This is a genomic window from Thomasclavelia spiroformis DSM 1552, from assembly GCF_025149465.1.
Taxonomy (GTDB): Bacteria; Bacillota_I; Bacilli_A; order Erysipelotrichales; family Coprobacillaceae; genus Thomasclavelia; species Thomasclavelia spiroformis.
The window spans coordinates 2,337,188-2,355,688 of sequence record NZ_CP102275.1 but is presented as its reverse complement, the minus strand read 5'-3'; the positions used below and the strand labels follow the sequence as shown (position 1 = coordinate 2,355,688).

Genomic DNA, 18,501 nt, shown 5'->3' with positions numbered 1-18,501 from the left:
TAAGGATATAAAGTATAAAATATATCTTAAAGTGAGGCGAAATGTATGCAGTTTAAAATAAATATAATAGATGATGAGAAGAACTTAAATGATTTAGTAAGAACATATTTAGAAAAAGAGGGATATATCGTATATTCTTTTTATACATATGACGAAGCATTAATGCATAAAAATGATGATGTACATTTATGGTTAATTGATATTATGTTAGATCGTTCAAGTGGTTTTGAATTATTTAATGAGATAAAAAGTATTAGACCTAAAATGCCAATAATTTTTATGTCAGCCCGTGATCAAGAATTTGACCGTATTATTGGTTTAGAAAAAGGATCTGATGACTATATTACAAAACCATTTAATATTAAAGAAGTAATTTTAAGAATTAATAATTTAATAAAAAGATCGTATGATGATCCATCAAAAATTAAGTTAGATGGATATGATATAGATTTAGAAAAAAGAAGAGTATTTAATCATGAAAATGAAATTATTTTAACAACTAAAGAATATGATTTATTAGTTTATTTTATTACTAATAAAGGGTTAGCTATATCACGTGAACAAGTACTTAATAAGGTTTGGGATGAAAATTATTATGGTAGTGATCGCGTTGTTGATGATACACTAAGAAGACTGAGAAAGAAAATGCCAGAAATTAATGTTCGTACAATTTACGGATTTGGCTATCGTTTAGACTAATGTTAAAAAAATTCTCACTCCAACGGCAATTAATTTTAATATTTTCTATTATATCTTTAGCTGTTCTTATAATAGTTGTACCGCTTATAAATAAAAATCTTTCAAATGTTATTGATAAACAAATGTTTCAAACACTAGAAATAGCTCAACGTGGCTATATCGATTATGATTATAATCCCATAGAAAAATCTTCAGATAAACAAATATATCATCTTACATATGATGTAAAAAACAATTTAATAATTCCATCTGGTAATATTACATATACTGAGGCAAAAAATTTAAGTTATGTTTTCAGTAGTTATTTGACAGACATGATTGAAGATAATAAAGAAAAAATTCAAGGAAAGGAAGAGTATGCAGAAACAGCTATTTATTTTCAAATAACAAAAAAAGATACAAATACTTATGTAATTTCGTTAGCTTATAGTGACTATTCAGCTAATTTAATTTCAGCAATTAGACAACAAATAATAAATACGTTGTATATTACGTTTGTAATAGTAGGTGTAGTGATTTTTTTATGGGTAAGTAGTTTGATTAAACCATTAAAGCAAATTAGAAAATATATTGAAGATATTAGAAATGATGAAGAAAGTGAACTAAAAATTAACCGTAAAGATGAAATCGGAATAGTATCTGATGAACTTATTGCGATGAAAGAAGAAATAAATCGTCAAAGTAAAATAAAAGAAGAAATGATTCATAATATTTCCCATGATTTAAAGACACCAATAGCTCTAATAAAATCATATTCGCAAAGTGTTAAAGATGATATATATCCATATGGTGATAAAAATTCTTCAATGGATGTTATCATTGAAAATGCAGATCGATTGGATAATAAAGTTAGAAGTTTATTATATTTAAATAGATTGGACTTTTTAAGTAATGAAAGTACTAATAATAATGTAAACATGGAGGAATTAATTGAACACATTACAATTCAACTACGAGGAATGCATCCAGAAATAGAAATAGAAACAGATTTAAAAGACATCTCGTTTAAAGGAGATGAAGAATGTTGGCGCATTTGTGTTGAAAATATAATTGAAAATGCATATCGTTATGTAAATAAAAAAATAAAAATTGTTTTAAAAGAAGATTATTTAGAAATATACAATGATGGAGAACCAATTGATAGTGATAATATAGAAGCTTTGTTCCAACCATATGAAAAAGGTACTAAAGGGCAATTTGGATTAGGGTTATCAATTGTTCATAAAACATGTACAATGTATGGATATAATGTAAAAGCAGTTAACCAAGAAGTTGGTGTAAGTTTTATTATTGAAAAAAACATTGAATAATAATTTAATATAATAGAAAAAGAAAGTAATAGCTACTTTCTTTTATTTTAGTGTGCCACGCATGACATAAGACTAGGTGGTGAAAGTCCACTGTGGGGGTTTCGTACTACCAACCACTAGCCGAAGACAAGGTATCCATCGTAAGGTGTGAACGGGAGGAAGTTGGAGGCAAAGTCCTGACCCAAGGAATACGAACTATTTTAGGCAGAAGCTTATCGGATGAGATTGCTAAACAAATCGAAGTCCAATAGTACGACGGAATAAGCAGTGTAAAGATAGTGGGTACATAGGATGAAAGTGTTATGTCTTACCGTGGGAGGTCCTAGGAACATGATGAAAATGTAATCATGGTGGAAACGTTTGTCCTAGGAAGTCAGCCGAGGTCATAGTAGTGATGATGATAACTGTAATGGTTATCTAGCGAAGGACCGAACATAAGGAGGTGAACTGGAAATGAAAGATACTCAAGATAAAATAGGATACTGTCAACTATCATTAGGCTTACTCTATGAAGATAGTACGGGATACGACAATAGTGGAGAAGTGTATCCTACATCAAAACAAGAGATATCACATACGAAGAACACCAATAGATTTGTAGTACATGAGAAGTTACTTGAAACAATTATGGAGGATGCCAATATAGAAAAGGCAATCCAAAGGGTTATGAGTAATAAGGGAAGTGGTGGTGTAGATAAAATGCAAGTCGCAGAAGTTCGTACGCATTTCGCACAACACTGGTCTTATCTAAAGAAACTTATCATGGAGGGACATTATAGTCCACAAGCCGTTAAAAGAGTAGAAATACCAAAAGATAACGGAAAGAAAAGAGAGTTAGGAATTCCAACAGTGACGGATAGGGTCATACAACAGGCGATAGTACAGGTACTGACACCAATATTTGAACCCCAATTCAGTGACAATAGTTATGGGTTCCGACCAAGAAGAAATGCCCATCAAGCAGTAAGAAAAGTAGTCGAATACGCCAATGAAGGATATCGATATACAGTAGACCTAGATTTAGAGAAGTACTTTGATACAGTCAACCATTCAAGACTTATACAGATATTGTCACAAACTATTAAAGACGGAAGAGTTATATCACTCATACATAAATATCTCAATGCAGGAGTCATAGTAAAACATAAGTTTGAAGAAACTACAAAAGGAGTACCCCAAGGTGGGCCACTCAGCCCATTATTATCAAATATATGGTACTATGTCAAGATTTCGGACCACATAAATGTAAGAAATTTAATTAATTGATACTAATTAAATAATCATGCTCATATTCATTAGGTGATTTATAATCACAATGTGAATGTACTCTTATTGTATTATAAAATCCTTCTATGTATTCAAATACCAGCTTATATGCATGATTATAATTTATAATCTTAAATCTGTTCAGCCATTCCCTTTTTATCAATGCATGATATGATTCTATACACGCATTATCCCACGGTGTTCCTTTTTGTGAATAGCTTCTTTTCATCTGCTTAGTTAATCTTTTGTATTTCTTCGATGTATAGTGCACTCCGCGATCTGCATGGATTACTATTGGTTTTGCGCTTTTTCTTCTTTTTTTAGCTGTTTCCAGACATTTTAATACTTCATCTACTTCTAATGTTTTGCTTAATGTCCATGCTATTATTTTTCTTGAATAGAGATCCATTATACTGGTTAAATATACAAATCCTTCATCTGCTGTCCAGATATATGTTATATCAGTACACCATGCCTGATTTGGTGCTTTTGGATTAAAATCTCGGTTTAGAATATTTTTTAGTTTATTTGAAAAATCACAGTCTTTTGTTGTTATTGTATATGGTTTGATATAATGAGCTTTAATATTGTTTTCCCTCATTATGTTTCCTACATATTTTTCACTTATTTTTTTCTCCCTCTTTTTTTAGTATTTCAGTTATTTTAGGAGCTCCATATATTTCTTTTGAATCCTTATAGATTTTCTTGATTCTTTCTGTGATTCTAGCTTTTCTGATTTTTTGTTTACATGGTTTTCTTTTCAAATATTCATAATATCCTGATTTACTCAGTTGTAATTTTTTTAGCATACCGGTAACTGAAGTCTGTTTATCTTTTTTAGATTTTTCTTTTATCCTTTTATAAAGATCCTGCTTAGTTAATTGCCCAGTATGCCAATAGCCTTTTTTAGGACTTCTAAAGCATCCTGTGTATCTTTCAGTTCTTTTTTTAATCTGGCAATTTCTTTAGCTTCGTCACTTGAATAATTACCGCTTCCTCTTGAATTAATTACGCCGTCATTACTACTGGCATCTTTAAGCCATTTATGAACAGTGCTATCAGCAATACCAAACTGTTTAGCTATAGCTACTTTAGATTCATCAGGATGTTCTAAAACATATTGAACAACTCCCTGTTTAAATTCATCTGTAAATGTTGGTTTAGTCATCATCATATACCCCTTTTCTATTTTTGATTTAAGCTTATGACATTGTATCATATACTAGCTAGTTCTTCCATTTAACTGGTACAGTTTTTATTCTAGCATCAATATATCTTAATGAATTTGATAAAGAAATGGAAAGAAGAGGAAATCGATTTGTAAGGTACGCAGATGACTGTGTCATACTATTCAAAAGTAAAAGAAGTGCAATGAGAGTCAAAGAAACAGTGACAAGATATTTAGAAGAGAAATTATTTGTAAAAGTGAACCAAGAGAAGACAAAGGTAGCCTATATTACTGATATAAAATTCTTGGGCTTTGGATTTTATATAGAGAAGAGTGGTAATGTACGAATCACTGTTCACAAGAAATCTAAAGAAAAGATGAAAAAGAGAATAAAGGAAATCACCAAAAGGAACCGACCAATATCAAGTAAGGAATTAGCTAAAGAGTTAAAAGAATACATTACAGGTTGGGTGAATTACTATAGGATAGCGAATATGAGTAAACATCTAAGGGAAATAGACTCATGGATGAGAAGAAGAATACGAATGATATATTGGAAAAGATGGAAGTTAGTAAGAACAAGGTATAGAAATTTACAAAAACTAGGTATTAATAAAAGTAAGGCATGGGAATGGGCAAACACAAGAAAAAGCTACTGGCACATCGCCAATAGCTTCATACTAAAAAGGACACTTACAAATGAAGTATTAAAAATATACGGATTTATAAGTGCACTAGATTATTACAACTCTATAAACTTATGAAACGCCGTGTAGGGAACCCTACGCACGGTGTTGTGAAAGGGGCGAAAGATTTTAATTCTTAGCCCCTATTCAATTACAATAAGTTACATATTTTTAGTATAGAGCTTTATTATTGATCCTATATTTAACTTAATAAATGTGCTAAGATTATATAAGATATAAATAAAGTACGTGGTGATTAATAATGAAAATAAATAAAAATAACTTTGCGCAAGGAAGTATAGCTAAGCATATAACAAACTTAGCAGGACCGATGATTGTAGCCCAGCTTATCAATGTTTTATATAATGTAATTGATCGAGTATATATAGGAAGAATTCCAGAAATTTCAACGTTAGCAATGGGTGGTTTAGGATTATGTTTACCGTTAATATCAATTATTATTGCTTTTGCTAATTTATTTGGAATGGGAGGTTCTCCATTATGTTCAATTGCTAGAGGACAAGGAAAAAATGATGAAGCAGAAGAGATTATGGGTAATTCTTTTTCTTTATTAGTTATTTTTGGAATATTATTAACGGTAATTGTTTTCGTTTTAAAAGAGGATTTATTATGGTTATTTGGTGCTAGTAAAGATACGATTGTTTATGCAAATGATTATATGACAATTTATTTATTTGGAACAATTTTTGTTTTAATTAGTTTAGGAATGAATAGTTTTATAAATAGTCAAGGATTTGCAAAAATTGGTATGTGTACAGTTTTAATAGGGGCAATATTAAATATTGTTCTTGATCCAATATTTATTTTTACTTTTGAATTGGGGGTAAAAGGAGCTGCAATAGCAACTGTTATTTCACAATTTATCTCAGCGCTTTGGACAATATATTTTTTAACGGGAAATAAAACAATCTTAAAATTAAAAAAGAAAAATATGAGATTAAAAATAATTCATGTTAAAAGAATAGTTTCCTTAGGAATGGCAGGTTTTATGATGGCAATAACAAATTCAACTGTAACTATTGTTTGTAATGCTACATTACAAAAATACGGAGGAGATTTGTATATTGCAATTATGACAATAATAAATTCAATTCGTGAAGTAGCGTCATTACCAGGACAAGGAATTTCTAATGCGTGCCAACCAGTATTAGGTTATAACTATGGTGCTGGTAAAAGTGATCGTGTAATTCAGGGAATTAAATTTGTAACTTTTAGTGCTTTATTAATGATGTTGATTTTGTGGTTTGCAATTACATTTTTTCCAGAATTATTTATTAAAATTTTTAGTCATAATCCAGAAATAGTAAAAGATGGTGTTAATGCATTAAGATTATATTTCTTTGGCTTTTTTATGATGGCATTTCAAATGGTAGGACAAGCTGTCGCTGTTGGTTTAGGTAAGTCTAGACAAGCAATCTTTTTTTCAGTTTTTAGAAAAGTTATTATAGTAGTTCCACTAACATTGATATTACCTATTTATATAGGAATTAATGGTGTTTTTATTGCTGAAGCAATAAGTAATTTTATTGGCGGTGGAGCTTGTTACATTACAATGTGGTTAACAATTGTTAAAAAATTAAGATAACCATTTAAAGAAGTATTTAACCATTTAAGGAGATTTTTTAATAATTCTCCTTTTTTGATATATATAATTTAATATAAAATAAGTATCTTGGCTGTGTAAAAAAGGAAATTTTAAAATTAAAACATTAATCTTAAGTATCACTAAAAATAACTTATGATAATAGATATGTTATTAAATTAAGAAGAATAAGTAGTTTTAATAGGGATATTTTAGATAAAAATGTATGAAGGAAGTGAATGAAGATGAAAAAAATAATGTATATATTAGTAGTTTTACTAAGTATATTGACATTTTCGATTAGTTATACTAATCAAAATAGAGAAGATGTTAGTATTTTAGGGAGTTTTTCAAATAATCAAATTAGTAAAGTTACTAATAAGAAAAATTATCGAATTTTAATAATGGATGAACCTAAGAAAAATAATCAAAAGTTTCTTGATGAATTAATATCTTTGTGCCAAGATAATGACTATATTTTAGCTACTAGTCAAATGATAAATATTGATACTTCAACTCATAAAGAAATCACATATATTTATGATCAAAATAATCTGCTTCTAGATTATTTAAATAAAAATTACGGATATAAAATAAAACTTAAATCATTTGATGATGGATATATTACTACTGATTTAAGTGATACTAAAACAAACGGATATTTAAAAATCACAAGTCAAAGTTATTTGGGTGACAATATATACGAATATACTGGTTTTGATAATTTTATTAATAAATTAGAAAGTGTTAATAATGATATCATTTATAATATATATGGCAATGATTTAGAAAAACTTAGCAAAGAAATTAATAATATTGCGCAAGGATTAATAGAATATGAAGTTCTTGATGATGAAATGTATGAAGAATCAATGCCTGTTAATCTTGATATTTATATAATTATAGTCTTTACAGTAATTGCATTATTGATATGTATTATTAATGAATTTCTTCGAATGAAAAAAGAAATTACAGTAATGAAATTAATGGGATATTCTAAAAGAAATTTATTTTCAAATCTTTTCTCACAGTTTGTTATCAAAATAATTTTTATTTATCTTTTTGTTAATGTTATTTTATGGCTTATTATGGTACGTAATCTAAGTATAAGAGGGTTGAGTTTTTTAGGAATCGTTATTCTTAATTGTTTAATCTTTATAATAATTACAGTAATTATAACTATATGTGCTTATTTATTATTAGTAAGAAATATAAATATTAAAAAAAGTTTAAATTATAATGGATTACTAAAGATAAGTTTTGCTTTTAAAAATGTGATTATTATATTATTGTGTCTAGTTTTGTTTTATTCTCTTGCAGGAGCAAAAGAAATATTTAACGAAACACGATTATATTTAGCTAAAAAGAATATTAGCGATGATTATTATTTGATTGAAAACATGGTAAATAATAAAAATGCATACAAAGCAATAGAAATATTATTAAAACAAAAAGATACCCTAGCATGTTTCTTTTACAGTGAAGCTAATCAAGAAACTGAATTACCCTATATTATTGTAAATAAAAACTATTTGAATTTATATTCAGATAAATACAAAGATATACAGGCTCCTGCTTTACTTGTACCTGAAGCATATAAAGATGAAGCTATTGAACAATACAAATATGGTACTGACTGTAAAGTTTATTATGTAAAAGGACATCATACTTATTTGAATGTTGTAAATAATATGAGAGGTGAAATAAGATACCCTGTTATTCTTTTATCAAATAAAGACTATTATAGTTGGAGTCATTTATTATTGAGAAATGATAAAGAACCTGCATATTATCATAACTTAGTAGCTGATTATGTTAATGAAAATGAAATGCGATTAACGGATGCAAGTGAATCTCTTACAATTATGTTTAGATATTATACCTTACCTTTATTAGTTAAATTAGTTACGTATATTGGAATATATTTAATTGTTTATTTAACAACAATATATATGTATATGATGTTATATTTTTATCAAAATGCTAAAGAAATATCTATCAAAAAAACATTAGGTTATAGTTTTTTTGATAGATATAAAGATGTTTATTTAATAAACTTCGGTGGCTATTTATTACCTTTTTCAATAAATGTATTTTTGTTAAAAATAAATATATTTACAACTTTAGCAGTAATATTATTTTTAATCATTTGTGAAGTTTGTATCGAAAGTATCATGATGAAAAAATTTGATCATAAAACAACAGTAAATTTATTAAAAGGAAGTGAGTAGTTATGGCAATTGTAAAACTTGAAAATATATCTAAAAGTTATTATCATCATAATGTATTTCATGATTTTAATTTAGAAATAGATGAAGGTGAATTTGTTATTATTTCTGGAAAAAGTGGATCAGGAAAATCAACTTTATGTAATATCATTGGTTTATTAGATAAACCAGATCAAGGAAAAGTATTTATCAAAGATCAAGAGATAGATTATAAAGATAGTAAGATAGCTAAATTATTGAGCAAAAATATATCTTATTTATTTCAAAACTTTGCATTGATAGATAATAAAACAGTTGGATATAACTTAGAACTTGTATATCCTTCTAAAAAAGAAAGAAAAAATAATCGAAAACTAATTGAAGAAAAATTATCAGAAGTTGGTATGGAAGAAACATATGATAAATATATTTACGAATGTTCTGGAGGACAACAGCAAAGAGTAGCAATAGCAAGATTATTATTAAAACAAGGAGATATAATAATCTGTGATGAACCGACTGGAAGTTTAGATGAAGAAAATAAAATGATGGTTATGAATTTAATTTGTGATATGCATAAAAGAGGAAAAACTATTATTATGGTAACCCATGATAAAACTTTATATAGTTATGCCAAACGTGTAATAATGATTTAATCATCGTAAAATGACTTATATGACCATATAGGTCATTTTATTTTGTATAATCATTATTTTATTTATGACAAATTGAAAGTTCATGAATAGTTAATAATAAAAAAATATACTATTTTCTATAAAATTAAGGGTGGCGAAGATAAAATGAAAGAAAGACTTTTCCAATTTATGCAAGGAAGATATGGTGTAGATCAATTAAATAATGTATTAATAATTATTAGTATTATTTGCTTTATTATTAATATGTTTGTAGGAAATATAGTAATTGGAATATTGGCATATTTATTATGGTTTATTGTTATTTTTAGAATGTTATCAAAAAATATTTATGTAAGAAATCAAGAAAATGAAAAGTTTTTAAATTATATTAAACCAATAACAATATATATAAAATTAAAAAATATGAACAAGCAAGATTCAATGCATAAACATTTTTCATGTCCATGCTGTAAACAAATAGTAAGAGTACCAAAAGGACGTGGTAAAATCGTTATTACATGTCCTAGTTGTCAAAATAAATTTGAAAAGAGAAGTTAAGTATGTTTGGATATGTAGTAGTAAATAAACCTGAGATGAAGTTTAAAGAGTTTGATGTATATCATGCATATTATTGTGGGTTATGTAAAACGTTAAAAAATAATTATGGATTGAGAGCTCAAGCTGCTTTAAATTTTGATATGAATTTTTTAGCAATTTTATTATCTGGGTTATATGAACCAAAGTTAGAAATGAAAAATGCTCGTTGTGTCATGCATCCTTTAAAAAAACATCAAGAGTGTTATAATGAGTTTGTTGATTATGCAGCAAAAATGACAATTGTTTTAACATATTTTAAATGTGAAGATGATTGGTTAGATGAACAAAAATTTAGTAAGCAAATGTATAAAAAATTGATAAATAAAGCATATACTAAAGTTAAGGAAGAATATTATGATAAAGTAAGTAATATCGAAAAATGTTTGCATAAAATAAATGAATATGAAAAACAAGACTTTAATAATTTAGATGAAGTGTCTAAATGTTTTGGAGAAGTTATGGGACTTATTTGTGCATATAAAGAAGATGAATGGTATAGTGAACTATATCAATTAGGTTTTTATCTAGGAAGATTTATTTATTTTATCGATGCATACGAAGATATTGAAGATGATTTAGAAAAAGAAACTTATAATCCATTTAAGGAATTATATCAAACAAAACAATTTGAAGAAAAATGTAAAGATATTCTAGAATTAATGATATCTGAAGCAACTTTAGCTTTTGAAAGATTACCAATTATAGAAAACGCTACTATTATTCGCAATATTTTATATAGTGGTGTATGGACAAAGTATGAAATGATCAAGAAAAAACGAATGGAAGGTAGGAAATAATGAATCCATATCAAATATTAGGGATAGATCCAAATGCAACTGATGATGAGGTAAAAAAAGCATACCGAACACTTAGTAAAAAATATCATCCGGATGCTAATATAAATAATCCTAATCAAGCAGCATATACTGAAAAATTTAAAGAAGTACAAAATGCATATAAAACAATTATGGACGATCGTAAACGAGGGTTTACTAATCGTAATTATGGAAATAGTCAAAATACTAATCATAGTGGTCAATATAGTTATCAATACAATGGTAATGATCAAGCGGCTTTTAATGAAGTTATTGGTTTTATTAATGCCCATAGATATCAAGAGGCTCTTAATATTTTAGAGCAAATAAGAACTCGCAATGCGATGTGGTTTTATTATAGTGCAATAGCAGAAAATGGTGTGGGTAATAATATAACAGCTGTTGAATATGCTCAAACGGCATTACAAATGGAACCTAATAACTTGCAATATTTGTTATTATTACAACAATTAAAAGGTGGACAAAGACAATATCAAAGTGGGCAGCAATCTTATAGTTCTCCATTTGGTGACATGTCACTATGTTACAATATATTATTGTGTAGTTGTTTATTAAATTGTTGTTGTTAAAAGAGGAGAAAATGATATGAGTAAAATAATCGGAATAGATTTAGGTACAACTAATAGTTGTATGGCATATATGGAAAATGGAAAAGCAGTTATTATTCCAAATGCTGAAGGAAACAAAACAACCCCAAGTATTGTTGCTTTTACTAATGATGGAAAACGATTAGTAGGTGAAAATGCTAAAAGACAAGCAGTAACTAATCCTAATAATACGATTGCTTCTATAAAACGTGAAATGGGAACAAATTATCGTAAAAAAATTAATAATAAAGAATACACGCCACAAGAAATATCAGCAATGATTTTACAAAAATTGAAAATTGATGCTGAAGCATACTTACAAGAAAAAATAACTGAAGCTGTTATAACTGTACCTGCTTATTTTAATGATGCTCAACGTCAAGCAACTAAAGATGCTGGAAGAATTGCAGGACTTAATGTTAAAAGAATTATTAATGAACCAACTGCAGCTGCTTTAGCCTATGGATTAGAAAATAGTTATGGGCAAAAAGTTATGGTATTTGATTTAGGTGGAGGAACTTTCGATGTTTCAATAATAGAAATTGGAAATGGTGTAATTGAAGTTCTTTCTACTTCAGGTGATAATCATCTTGGAGGAGATGATTTTAATGATTGTATTGCTAAATATATTGTTGATGAATTCAAAAGAATTGAAGGAATTGATTTAAGTTATGATCAAGTGGCTATGCAAAGAATTAAAGAAGCTGGTGAAAAAGCCAAAATAGAATTATCTACAATGGTTACAACAGTTGTTAATTTACCATTTATTACTAATACTAATAGTGGCCCAAAAAATTTAGAAATAGAAATAACACGTGCTAAATTTAATGATTTAACTAGATATTTAGTTGATCGTTTAGTTTTACCAATGCAAAATGCATTAAATGATGCTAGATTAACGCCTGCTGAATTAAATAAAATTATTTTAGTAGGAGGTTCTTCGAGAATTCCAGCTGTGCAGGATAAGATCAAAGAAATAACAGGAAAAGAAGCAAGTAAATCTTTAAACCCAGATGAATGTGTAGCATTAGGAGCTAGTATACAAGGTGGAAAGTTGTCAGGAGATGTTAGTACTACAGGTAATTTTGATGTATTGTTGTTAGATGTAACACCATTGACTTTATCAATTGAAACAGTAGGTGGGGTAGCAACACCTTTGATTGAACGTAATACAACAATACCAACTAGTCATTCTCAAATCTTTACAACTTCAGCAAATTTTCAAACACAAGTAGAGATCAATGTATTACAAGGAGAAAGACCCCTTGCTAAAGATAATAAAAGTTTAGGTAAATTTAAATTAAAGAAAATAAAAAGAGCGATGCGAGGTGTTCCTCAAATAGAAGTAACGTTTGATATTGATGCTAATGGAATAGTTAATGTTTCAGCTAAAGATTTAGCCAGTGGAAACATGCAAAGTATTACAATTGAAAATACTTCAAATATGTCAGATGCAGATATTGAAAGAGCAATTCGTGAAGCAAAACAATATGAATCACAAGATGCAATTACTAAAGAAAGATTAGTATTTAAAAATGAAGCAGAAAATTTAGTGATTTCAATTGAAGCAGCTTTAGCTAAAAATGGAAAACAACTTGATAAAGCAACTAAATCTAATATTAAAAACGAGCTTGCAAGCTTCAAAAAATTAACTAAAAAAGTTGATTATGAAACATGTGATCAAGCTAAATTTGATGAAATAAAATCAGCGAAGATTAATTTAGAATCGCTAGCAGCTACATTATTATCAATGCAATAAAGTTCCTGTATGGAACTTTTTTCATTATTAGTTGGATAAAAAGTGATTATAATATTATAATGGGATAAAGGTTTAAAAGGAGGGAATTTGGAGGATGACAAAAGTGGAAATAGAATTTTTAGAAGAATACAAGCGGTTAGACAGACTTTGCCAAGATATGCTTTCTACTTTGCAAGGAGTTAGTGAATATATTAATCGGATGGAATTATTATTTGAACAAGGAGAAGAATTTGTTGATGAATGGACTATAAATTATAAAATGCTTAAACATTTACGGTGGTTAAGAAATAGGATTGTTCATAGTGTTGAAGAAACCGAATGTTCTTTAAAAGAAATAGAGATGATTACTAATTTTTATCATCAAATATTAATTCAACAAGATCCACTAGCACTTCTTTATAAAATAAATCAAAAAATATATAAAAATAAAACAACAAATCAAGAAAAAAATAAAAATATAGATAATAGTTCAAAAATAACAATGTTAATAACCATAGTATTAATAATAATATTTGTATTATTTATAGCAGGTATACTAAATTGTATATAATTTACTAGTTTAATAAAAAAATATACTAATATTTAACATCATGTTAAATATTTCACTTGACAATATTTATAATTTGTGGGATATTTTAACGTATATAAATTAAATAAATGGGGATAAGTAAATGAATGATATTATTGAGGAAATAAAAAAATTAAAAAAAGAAAAAAATGCAGTTATTTTAGCACATTATTATGTAGATAGCACAATTCAAGATATTGCTGATTATTTAGGAGATTCTTATTATTTATCAAAAATTGCTATTGATTGTCCACAAGATGTTATTGTATTTGCTGGCGTGGAATTTATGGGAGAGAGTGCTAAACTTTTAAATCCTGATAAAATAGTATTAATGCCAGATATTGAAGCTGATTGTCCAATGGCACATATGGTTAGTGAAGAATTTATTAAACAAAAACGTGAAGAATATGATGATTTATGTGTTGTATGTTATATAAATTCAACCGCCAAAATTAAAACACTTGCCGATGTTTGTGTAACATCATCAAATGCTAAAAAAATAGTTGAAGCTTTGCCTAATAAAAATATTTTATTTATACCAGATCAAAATTTAGGTAGACATATTGCAAAACTTGTACCAGAGAAAAATTTTATTTTTTGTGATGGACATTGTCCAATTCATTATCAAATTACACCTGAAGATATAAAAGAAGCTAGGGAATTATATCCCAGTGCGGCAATATTAATTCATCCTGAATGTAGAAAAGAATGCGTTGAATTAGCAGATTATGCAGGAAGTACTTCTGAAATTATTGATTTTGCAAGTAATGATAATAAGCATGATGAATTTATTGTTATCACAGAAATAGGTGTAATCCATGAAATGGAAAAGAAAAATCCAAATAAGAAATTTTATCCTGTAAACAATAAATTAGTATGTTTAGATATGAAAAAAAATACACTGGAAAAAATTAGAGATTGTTTAAAAGATAATAAAAATCAAGTTAATTTAGATCATGAATTTATTGAAAAAGCAAAAAAACCACTAATAAAAATGCATGAATTAGCAAAATAAGAAGGTGTGAAAAATGGATAATAATTTTGATGTAATTATAGTTGGAACTGGAGCTGCTGGGTTATTTGCAGGTTTATGTTTACCGGTTAATTTAAATGTATTAATGATTACTAAAGATAAGATGGAAAATAGTGATTCTTATTTAGCTCAAGGAGGTATCTGTACTTTAAAAAGTGCTGATGATTTTGATGCATTTTATCAAGATACTCTAAAAGCGGGTAGAAATGAAAACAATCCCGAATCAGTAAGGATAATGATACAACAATCACCTCAAATAATGAAAGATTTAATGGATTATGGCGTTAAATTTGATCGTGATAGTGAAGGGAATTTAGCTTATACTCGTGAAGGAGCACATTCAGAATTTAGAATTTTACATCATCAAGATGTAACAGGTAAAGAAATCACATCTAAATTGATTCGACAAGTAAAGTTACGTAATAATATTACTGTTATTGAAGATGCTACAATGTTGGATATTATTAGTGAAAATAATAAAGTAAGTGGAATTATTATGGAAAATAACAGTGATATTGTTCAAATTAATGCTAAAGTTGTAATTTTGGCTACTGGAGGAATCGGTGGATTATTTAAACATTCTACAAATTTTAGACATATTACAGGAGATAGCTTTGCTATTGCATTAAGAAATAATATTCAGTTAGAAAATATCAACTATATTCAAATTCATCCAACGACATTATATACTACAAAACCAGGAAGAAGTTTTTTGATAAGTGAATCTGTTCGTGGTGAAGGTGCTTATTTATTGAATTGTAAAATGGAACGTTTTGTCAATGAATTATTACCACGAGACATTGTTAGTAATGCAATAAAAAATGAGATGGATAAGTATAATATGCCGTATGTTTATTTATCAGTAATGCATATGGATCATCAACAAATTCAAACAAGATTTCCACATATTTATGATCGATGTTTAAAAGAAAGTTATGATATGTATAAAGAACCAATTCCGGTTGTTCCTGCTCAACATTATTTAATGGGTGGAATTAAAAGTGATACTTTTGGTAAAACGTCGATGAAAAACTTATATGCTGTTGGTGAAACAGCGTGTAATGGAGTTCATGGAGCTAATCGTTTAGCAAGTAATTCATTATTAGAAAGTCTAGTTTTTGCTAAAAGAGCCGCAAGAGTGATTAAAGATGAAATTGAAAATATTGATTTTGATCCAAAGTATGTAGATGTTAGTAAATATGATAGAGATCGTTTGATGAAAGAAAATCGAAATCTTATTATGAATGAAATTAAAAGAAAAGATGGTGAATTCTATGATAAATGGTGTAAATCTTAAGGTTAATATTGATGATTATATTTTAAATGCTTTAAAAGAAGATATAACTAGTGAAGATGTTACAACTAATGCGATTATGCCAGAAAAAAAATTAGGACGTGTTGACTTAATTTGTAAACAAGATGGGATAATTTGTGGTTTAGAAGTTTTTGAAAGAACATTTAAATTATTGGATAATGATTGCCAATTTTTTACTAAATATCGCGATGGTGATATAATAAAAAAAGGTGATCATATAGGAGAAGTAAGAGGAGATATTAGAGTTTTATTATCTGGTGAAAGAGTAGCTTTAAATTATCTTCAAAGAATGAGTGGAATTGCAACATATACTCATGAATCAGTAGAAATTTTAAAAGGAACAAAAACTAAATTATTAGATACTCGTAAAACAACACCAAATAACCGTATTTTTGAAAAATATGCAGTTAAAGTAGGTGGTGGAACAAATCATCGTTATAATTTATCTGATGGTATTTTAATTAAAGATAATCATATTGGTGCAGCTGGTAGCATTACTAAAGCAGTTGAAATGGCTCGTGATTATGCTCCATTTGTACGAAAAATTGAAGTAGAAGTAGAGTCATTAGATCAAGTAAAAGAAGCATTGCAAGCAAAAGCTGATATTATTATGTTAGATAATATGAATAATGATATGATGAAACAAGCAGTTGCTTTAATTGGAAATCAGGCTCAAAGTGAATGTTCTGGTAATGTTACTAAAGAAAGACTTTTAGAAATTGCTGGAATTGGAGTGGATTTCGTTTCTTCTGGGGCAATTACTTATAGTGCACCAATTCTTGATTTTTCAATGAAAAATTTAAGACCAGATTAGATACCTGTTTTGGTATCTTTTTTTGTTTTTTGGTCATAATTTATGTGGTGATAGGATGAATAATGAATCATATTGGCAAAAAACAACTACCTTACCACACTATCCTAAAATTAAACAAGATTGTACTTATGATATTGTAATTGTTGGTGGAGGGATGAGTGGAATTACATTAGCATATCGATTAAACAATAGTAATTTTAATGTTGCTTTACTTGAAAGTGATACATTAGCAAGTAAAACAACAGGTCATACAACGGGTAAAGTAACGTGTTTGCATGATGTAATTTGTGTTGATATTTGTAAAGCATATGGAAATGATAAGGCAAAAGAATATTTTGATTCTAATAACGAGTCATTAAATGAAATTAAAGAAATAATTGAAATGAATAAAATAGATTGTGATTTTCAAGAAAATATTGCTTATATTAGTGCAAGTGATAAAGTTAATTGTGAGAAAATTTTAAAACAAATTAAATTATTTAAATCATGGAAATTAGATGTTATTGTAAATAATAATGAAAATATATCAATGGGGTTAGATAAGCAAGCAATTTTTCATCCATTAAAATATCTTAAAGGATTACTTGAAAAATGTAATAATATTGATATTTATGAACATTCATTAGTAACTAAAAAAACAATAATAAATAATGAAATTTATCTAGATGTAAATGGTTGTCAAGTAAAAACTAGTATTGTGATATGGATGACTAGGTATCCTTTAAATCTGCAAAAGGGTTATTTTTTAAGATTGCTTCAAGAAAAAGAACATATAATTTATCAAGAAAAATCAACTTCAAATGATAGCCATCTAGATCTAACAACTAATTATTCTAAGCGACCATTAAATAATAATGCAATGTTAGAAATAAATAGAGGTGTTTTTAATACTGATCTATATTGGTATGGTCAAGATAGTATCCCATTACGTAAAATACCATATATTGGAAAAATTAATCAACATGAATATATTGCCTATGGATATAACAAGTGGGGAATGACGTTAAGTCATGTAGCAAGTAAATTAATCTATGATATGTTAATGAATAATGATAATAGATATACATCATTATATGATCCAAGTTATGCAAGTTATTTATATTCTAAAAATGATTTTATTAAGTTAGTAAAGAATAATTTTCATGGAATGATTAAAAATCGAATATTAGTAAGTAAAGAAGTTGATTTAAAAGAAAATCAAGGTAAAGTGATTAATCATAAAGGGCATCTTATTGCAATATATAGAGATAAACAAAATAGATATTTCTATTTTTCACCATATTGTCCACACTTAAAATGTGTAATTGAATTTAATGAAAAAGATAATACATGGAATTGTCCATGTCATGGCTCGATTTTTGATTGTTATGGAAATTTAGTAAGCATTCCAGCAACAAGAAATCTAAAAAAATATTAAA

Annotated in this window: 19 protein-coding genes; 16 read left to right on the top strand and 3 right to left on the bottom strand. The window is 27.5% G+C overall.

Annotated elements, in window-relative coordinates:
* Positions 1-45 precede the first annotated feature (45 nt).
* From NQ543_RS11235 to NQ543_RS11225, 3 genes are all read left to right on the top strand, one after another.
* Positions 46-699, top strand: a complete 654-nt coding sequence (locus tag NQ543_RS11235; protein WP_004610112.1) for a response regulator transcription factor — start codon at positions 46-48, stop codon at positions 697-699.
* 122 nt (positions 700-821) lie between these two features.
* Positions 822-2,009, top strand: coding sequence for a sensor histidine kinase (locus tag NQ543_RS11230; RefSeq protein ID WP_230197305.1), 1,188 nt, complete (start codon positions 822-824; stop codon positions 2,007-2,009).
* A gap of 453 nt (positions 2,010-2,462) precedes the next feature.
* The gene (locus NQ543_RS11225; protein ID WP_004610114.1) at positions 2,463-3,275 is read left to right on the top strand and encodes a reverse transcriptase domain-containing protein; all 813 of its coding nucleotides are present in this window, start codon (positions 2,463-2,465) and stop codon (positions 3,273-3,275) included.
* Here NQ543_RS11225 and NQ543_RS11220 read toward each other — a convergent pair.
* The 3 genes from NQ543_RS11220 to NQ543_RS11210 all read right to left on the bottom strand — a co-directional run bounded on the left by NQ543_RS11220 (position 3,268) and on the right by NQ543_RS11210 (position 4,494).
* Positions 3,268-3,876 carry an IS3 family transposase gene (locus tag NQ543_RS11220; protein WP_259935295.1) on the bottom strand — a complete coding sequence of 203 codons (609 nt, stop codon included), beginning with the start codon at positions 3,874-3,876 and terminating at the stop codon, positions 3,268-3,270. The two genes, NQ543_RS11225 and NQ543_RS11220, sit on opposite strands and share 8 nt — an antisense overlap.
* A gap of 19 nt (positions 3,877-3,895) precedes the next feature.
* Positions 3,896-4,084, bottom strand: coding sequence for an IS3 family transposase (locus NQ543_RS11215; protein WP_259935299.1), 189 nt, complete (start codon positions 4,082-4,084; stop codon positions 3,896-3,898).
* Positions 4,085-4,152: 68 nt separating this feature from the next.
* Complete coding sequence (locus NQ543_RS11210; RefSeq protein WP_004609083.1) at positions 4,153-4,494, bottom strand: transposase; 342 nt, start codon at positions 4,492-4,494, stop codon at positions 4,153-4,155.
* Positions 4,495-4,532: 38 nt separating this feature from the next.
* Between NQ543_RS11210 and NQ543_RS11205 the strand changes: the two genes are divergently transcribed.
* The 13 genes from NQ543_RS11205 to NQ543_RS11145 all read left to right on the top strand — a co-directional run bounded on the left by NQ543_RS11205 (position 4,533) and on the right by NQ543_RS11145 (position 18,500).
* Positions 4,533-5,207: a group II intron maturase-specific domain-containing protein gene (locus NQ543_RS11205; RefSeq protein WP_336254212.1), complete on the top strand. Its 675-nt coding sequence runs from the start codon at positions 4,533-4,535 to the stop codon at positions 5,205-5,207.
* Positions 5,208-5,391: 184 nt separating this feature from the next.
* Complete coding sequence (locus tag NQ543_RS11200; RefSeq protein ID WP_004610115.1) at positions 5,392-6,735, top strand: MATE family efflux transporter; 1,344 nt, start codon at positions 5,392-5,394, stop codon at positions 6,733-6,735.
* Between the two features lie 242 nt (positions 6,736-6,977).
* Complete coding sequence (locus NQ543_RS11195) at positions 6,978-8,963, top strand: DUF1430 domain-containing protein (protein ID WP_039904400.1); 1,986 nt, start codon at positions 6,978-6,980, stop codon at positions 8,961-8,963.
* A gap of 2 nt (positions 8,964-8,965) precedes the next feature.
* Positions 8,966-9,595, top strand: a complete 630-nt coding sequence (locus NQ543_RS11190) for an ABC transporter ATP-binding protein (RefSeq protein WP_004610117.1) — start codon at positions 8,966-8,968, stop codon at positions 9,593-9,595.
* Between the two features lie 144 nt (positions 9,596-9,739).
* The gene (locus NQ543_RS11185; protein ID WP_004610118.1) at positions 9,740-10,132 is read left to right on the top strand and encodes a hypothetical protein; all 393 of its coding nucleotides are present in this window, start codon (positions 9,740-9,742) and stop codon (positions 10,130-10,132) included.
* Between the two features lie 2 nt (positions 10,133-10,134).
* A complete protein-coding gene (locus NQ543_RS11180) occupies positions 10,135-10,968 on the top strand; it encodes a DUF5685 family protein (protein WP_004610119.1) in 834 nt (277 codons plus the stop codon).
* Positions 10,968-11,576: a DnaJ domain-containing protein gene (locus tag NQ543_RS11175; protein WP_004610120.1), complete on the top strand. Its 609-nt coding sequence runs from the start codon at positions 10,968-10,970 to the stop codon at positions 11,574-11,576. Before NQ543_RS11180 ends, NQ543_RS11175 begins: the two co-directional genes overlap by 1 nt.
* A 16-nt stretch (positions 11,577-11,592) precedes the next feature.
* A complete protein-coding gene (gene dnaK, locus NQ543_RS11170; protein ID WP_004610121.1) occupies positions 11,593-13,353 on the top strand; it encodes a molecular chaperone DnaK in 1,761 nt (586 codons plus the stop codon).
* Between the two features lie 103 nt (positions 13,354-13,456).
* Entirely contained in the window at positions 13,457-13,903 is a 447-nt protein-coding gene (locus NQ543_RS11165) for a DUF6548 family protein (protein WP_143324666.1), read from the top strand.
* 121 nt (positions 13,904-14,024) lie between these two features.
* A complete protein-coding gene (gene nadA / locus NQ543_RS11160) occupies positions 14,025-14,936 on the top strand; it encodes a quinolinate synthase NadA (RefSeq protein ID WP_004610123.1) in 912 nt (303 codons plus the stop codon).
* Positions 14,937-14,949: 13 nt separating this feature from the next.
* Entirely contained in the window at positions 14,950-16,251 is a 1,302-nt protein-coding gene (locus NQ543_RS11155) for an L-aspartate oxidase (protein WP_004610124.1), read from the top strand.
* Positions 16,229-17,083: a carboxylating nicotinate-nucleotide diphosphorylase gene (gene nadC, locus NQ543_RS11150; RefSeq protein WP_039904403.1), complete on the top strand. Its 855-nt coding sequence runs from the start codon at positions 16,229-16,231 to the stop codon at positions 17,081-17,083. Before NQ543_RS11155 ends, nadC begins: the two co-directional genes overlap by 23 nt.
* Positions 17,084-17,138: 55 nt before the next feature.
* A complete protein-coding gene (locus tag NQ543_RS11145) occupies positions 17,139-18,500 on the top strand; it encodes an FAD-dependent oxidoreductase (RefSeq protein WP_004610126.1) in 1,362 nt (453 codons plus the stop codon).
* Position 18,501: the final 1 nt, after the last annotated feature.

Excerpts from the sequence above, each read along its gene's own strand:
- NQ543_RS11230 (WP_230197305.1), top strand. The coding sequence starts at position 822 with ATGTTTCAAACACTAGAAATAGCTCAACGTGGCTATATCGATTATGAT.
- NQ543_RS11215 (WP_259935299.1), bottom strand. The coding sequence starts at position 4,084 with ATGCTAAAAAAATTACAACTGAGTAAATCAGGATATTATGAATATTTG.
- NQ543_RS11180 (WP_004610119.1), top strand. The coding sequence starts at position 10,135 with ATGTTTGGATATGTAGTAGTAAATAAACCTGAGATGAAGTTTAAAGAG.
- nadC (WP_039904403.1), top strand. The coding sequence starts at position 16,229 with ATGATAAATGGTGTAAATCTTAAGGTTAATATTGATGATTATATTTTA.
- NQ543_RS11145 (WP_004610126.1), top strand. The coding sequence starts at position 17,139 with ATGAATAATGAATCATATTGGCAAAAAACAACTACCTTACCACACTAT.
- NQ543_RS11210 (WP_004609083.1), bottom strand. The coding sequence starts at position 4,494 with ATGATACAATGTCATAAGCTTAAATCAAAAATAGAAAAGGGGTATATG.
- NQ543_RS11195 (WP_039904400.1), top strand. The coding sequence starts at position 6,978 with ATGAAAAAAATAATGTATATATTAGTAGTTTTACTAAGTATATTGACA.
- NQ543_RS11235 (WP_004610112.1), top strand. The coding sequence starts at position 46 with ATGCAGTTTAAAATAAATATAATAGATGATGAGAAGAACTTAAATGAT.
- dnaK (WP_004610121.1), top strand. The coding sequence starts at position 11,593 with ATGAGTAAAATAATCGGAATAGATTTAGGTACAACTAATAGTTGTATG.
- NQ543_RS11175 (WP_004610120.1), top strand. The coding sequence starts at position 10,968 with ATGAATCCATATCAAATATTAGGGATAGATCCAAATGCAACTGATGAT.
- NQ543_RS11155 (WP_004610124.1), top strand. The coding sequence starts at position 14,950 with ATGGATAATAATTTTGATGTAATTATAGTTGGAACTGGAGCTGCTGGG.
- NQ543_RS11200 (WP_004610115.1), top strand. The coding sequence starts at position 5,392 with ATGAAAATAAATAAAAATAACTTTGCGCAAGGAAGTATAGCTAAGCAT.
- NQ543_RS11190 (WP_004610117.1), top strand. The coding sequence starts at position 8,966 with ATGGCAATTGTAAAACTTGAAAATATATCTAAAAGTTATTATCATCAT.
- NQ543_RS11225 (WP_004610114.1), top strand. The coding sequence starts at position 2,463 with ATGAAAGATACTCAAGATAAAATAGGATACTGTCAACTATCATTAGGC.
- nadA (WP_004610123.1), top strand. The coding sequence starts at position 14,025 with ATGAATGATATTATTGAGGAAATAAAAAAATTAAAAAAAGAAAAAAAT.
- NQ543_RS11185 (WP_004610118.1), top strand. The coding sequence starts at position 9,740 with ATGAAAGAAAGACTTTTCCAATTTATGCAAGGAAGATATGGTGTAGAT.
- NQ543_RS11220 (WP_259935295.1), bottom strand. The coding sequence starts at position 3,876 with ATGAGGGAAAACAATATTAAAGCTCATTATATCAAACCATATACAATA.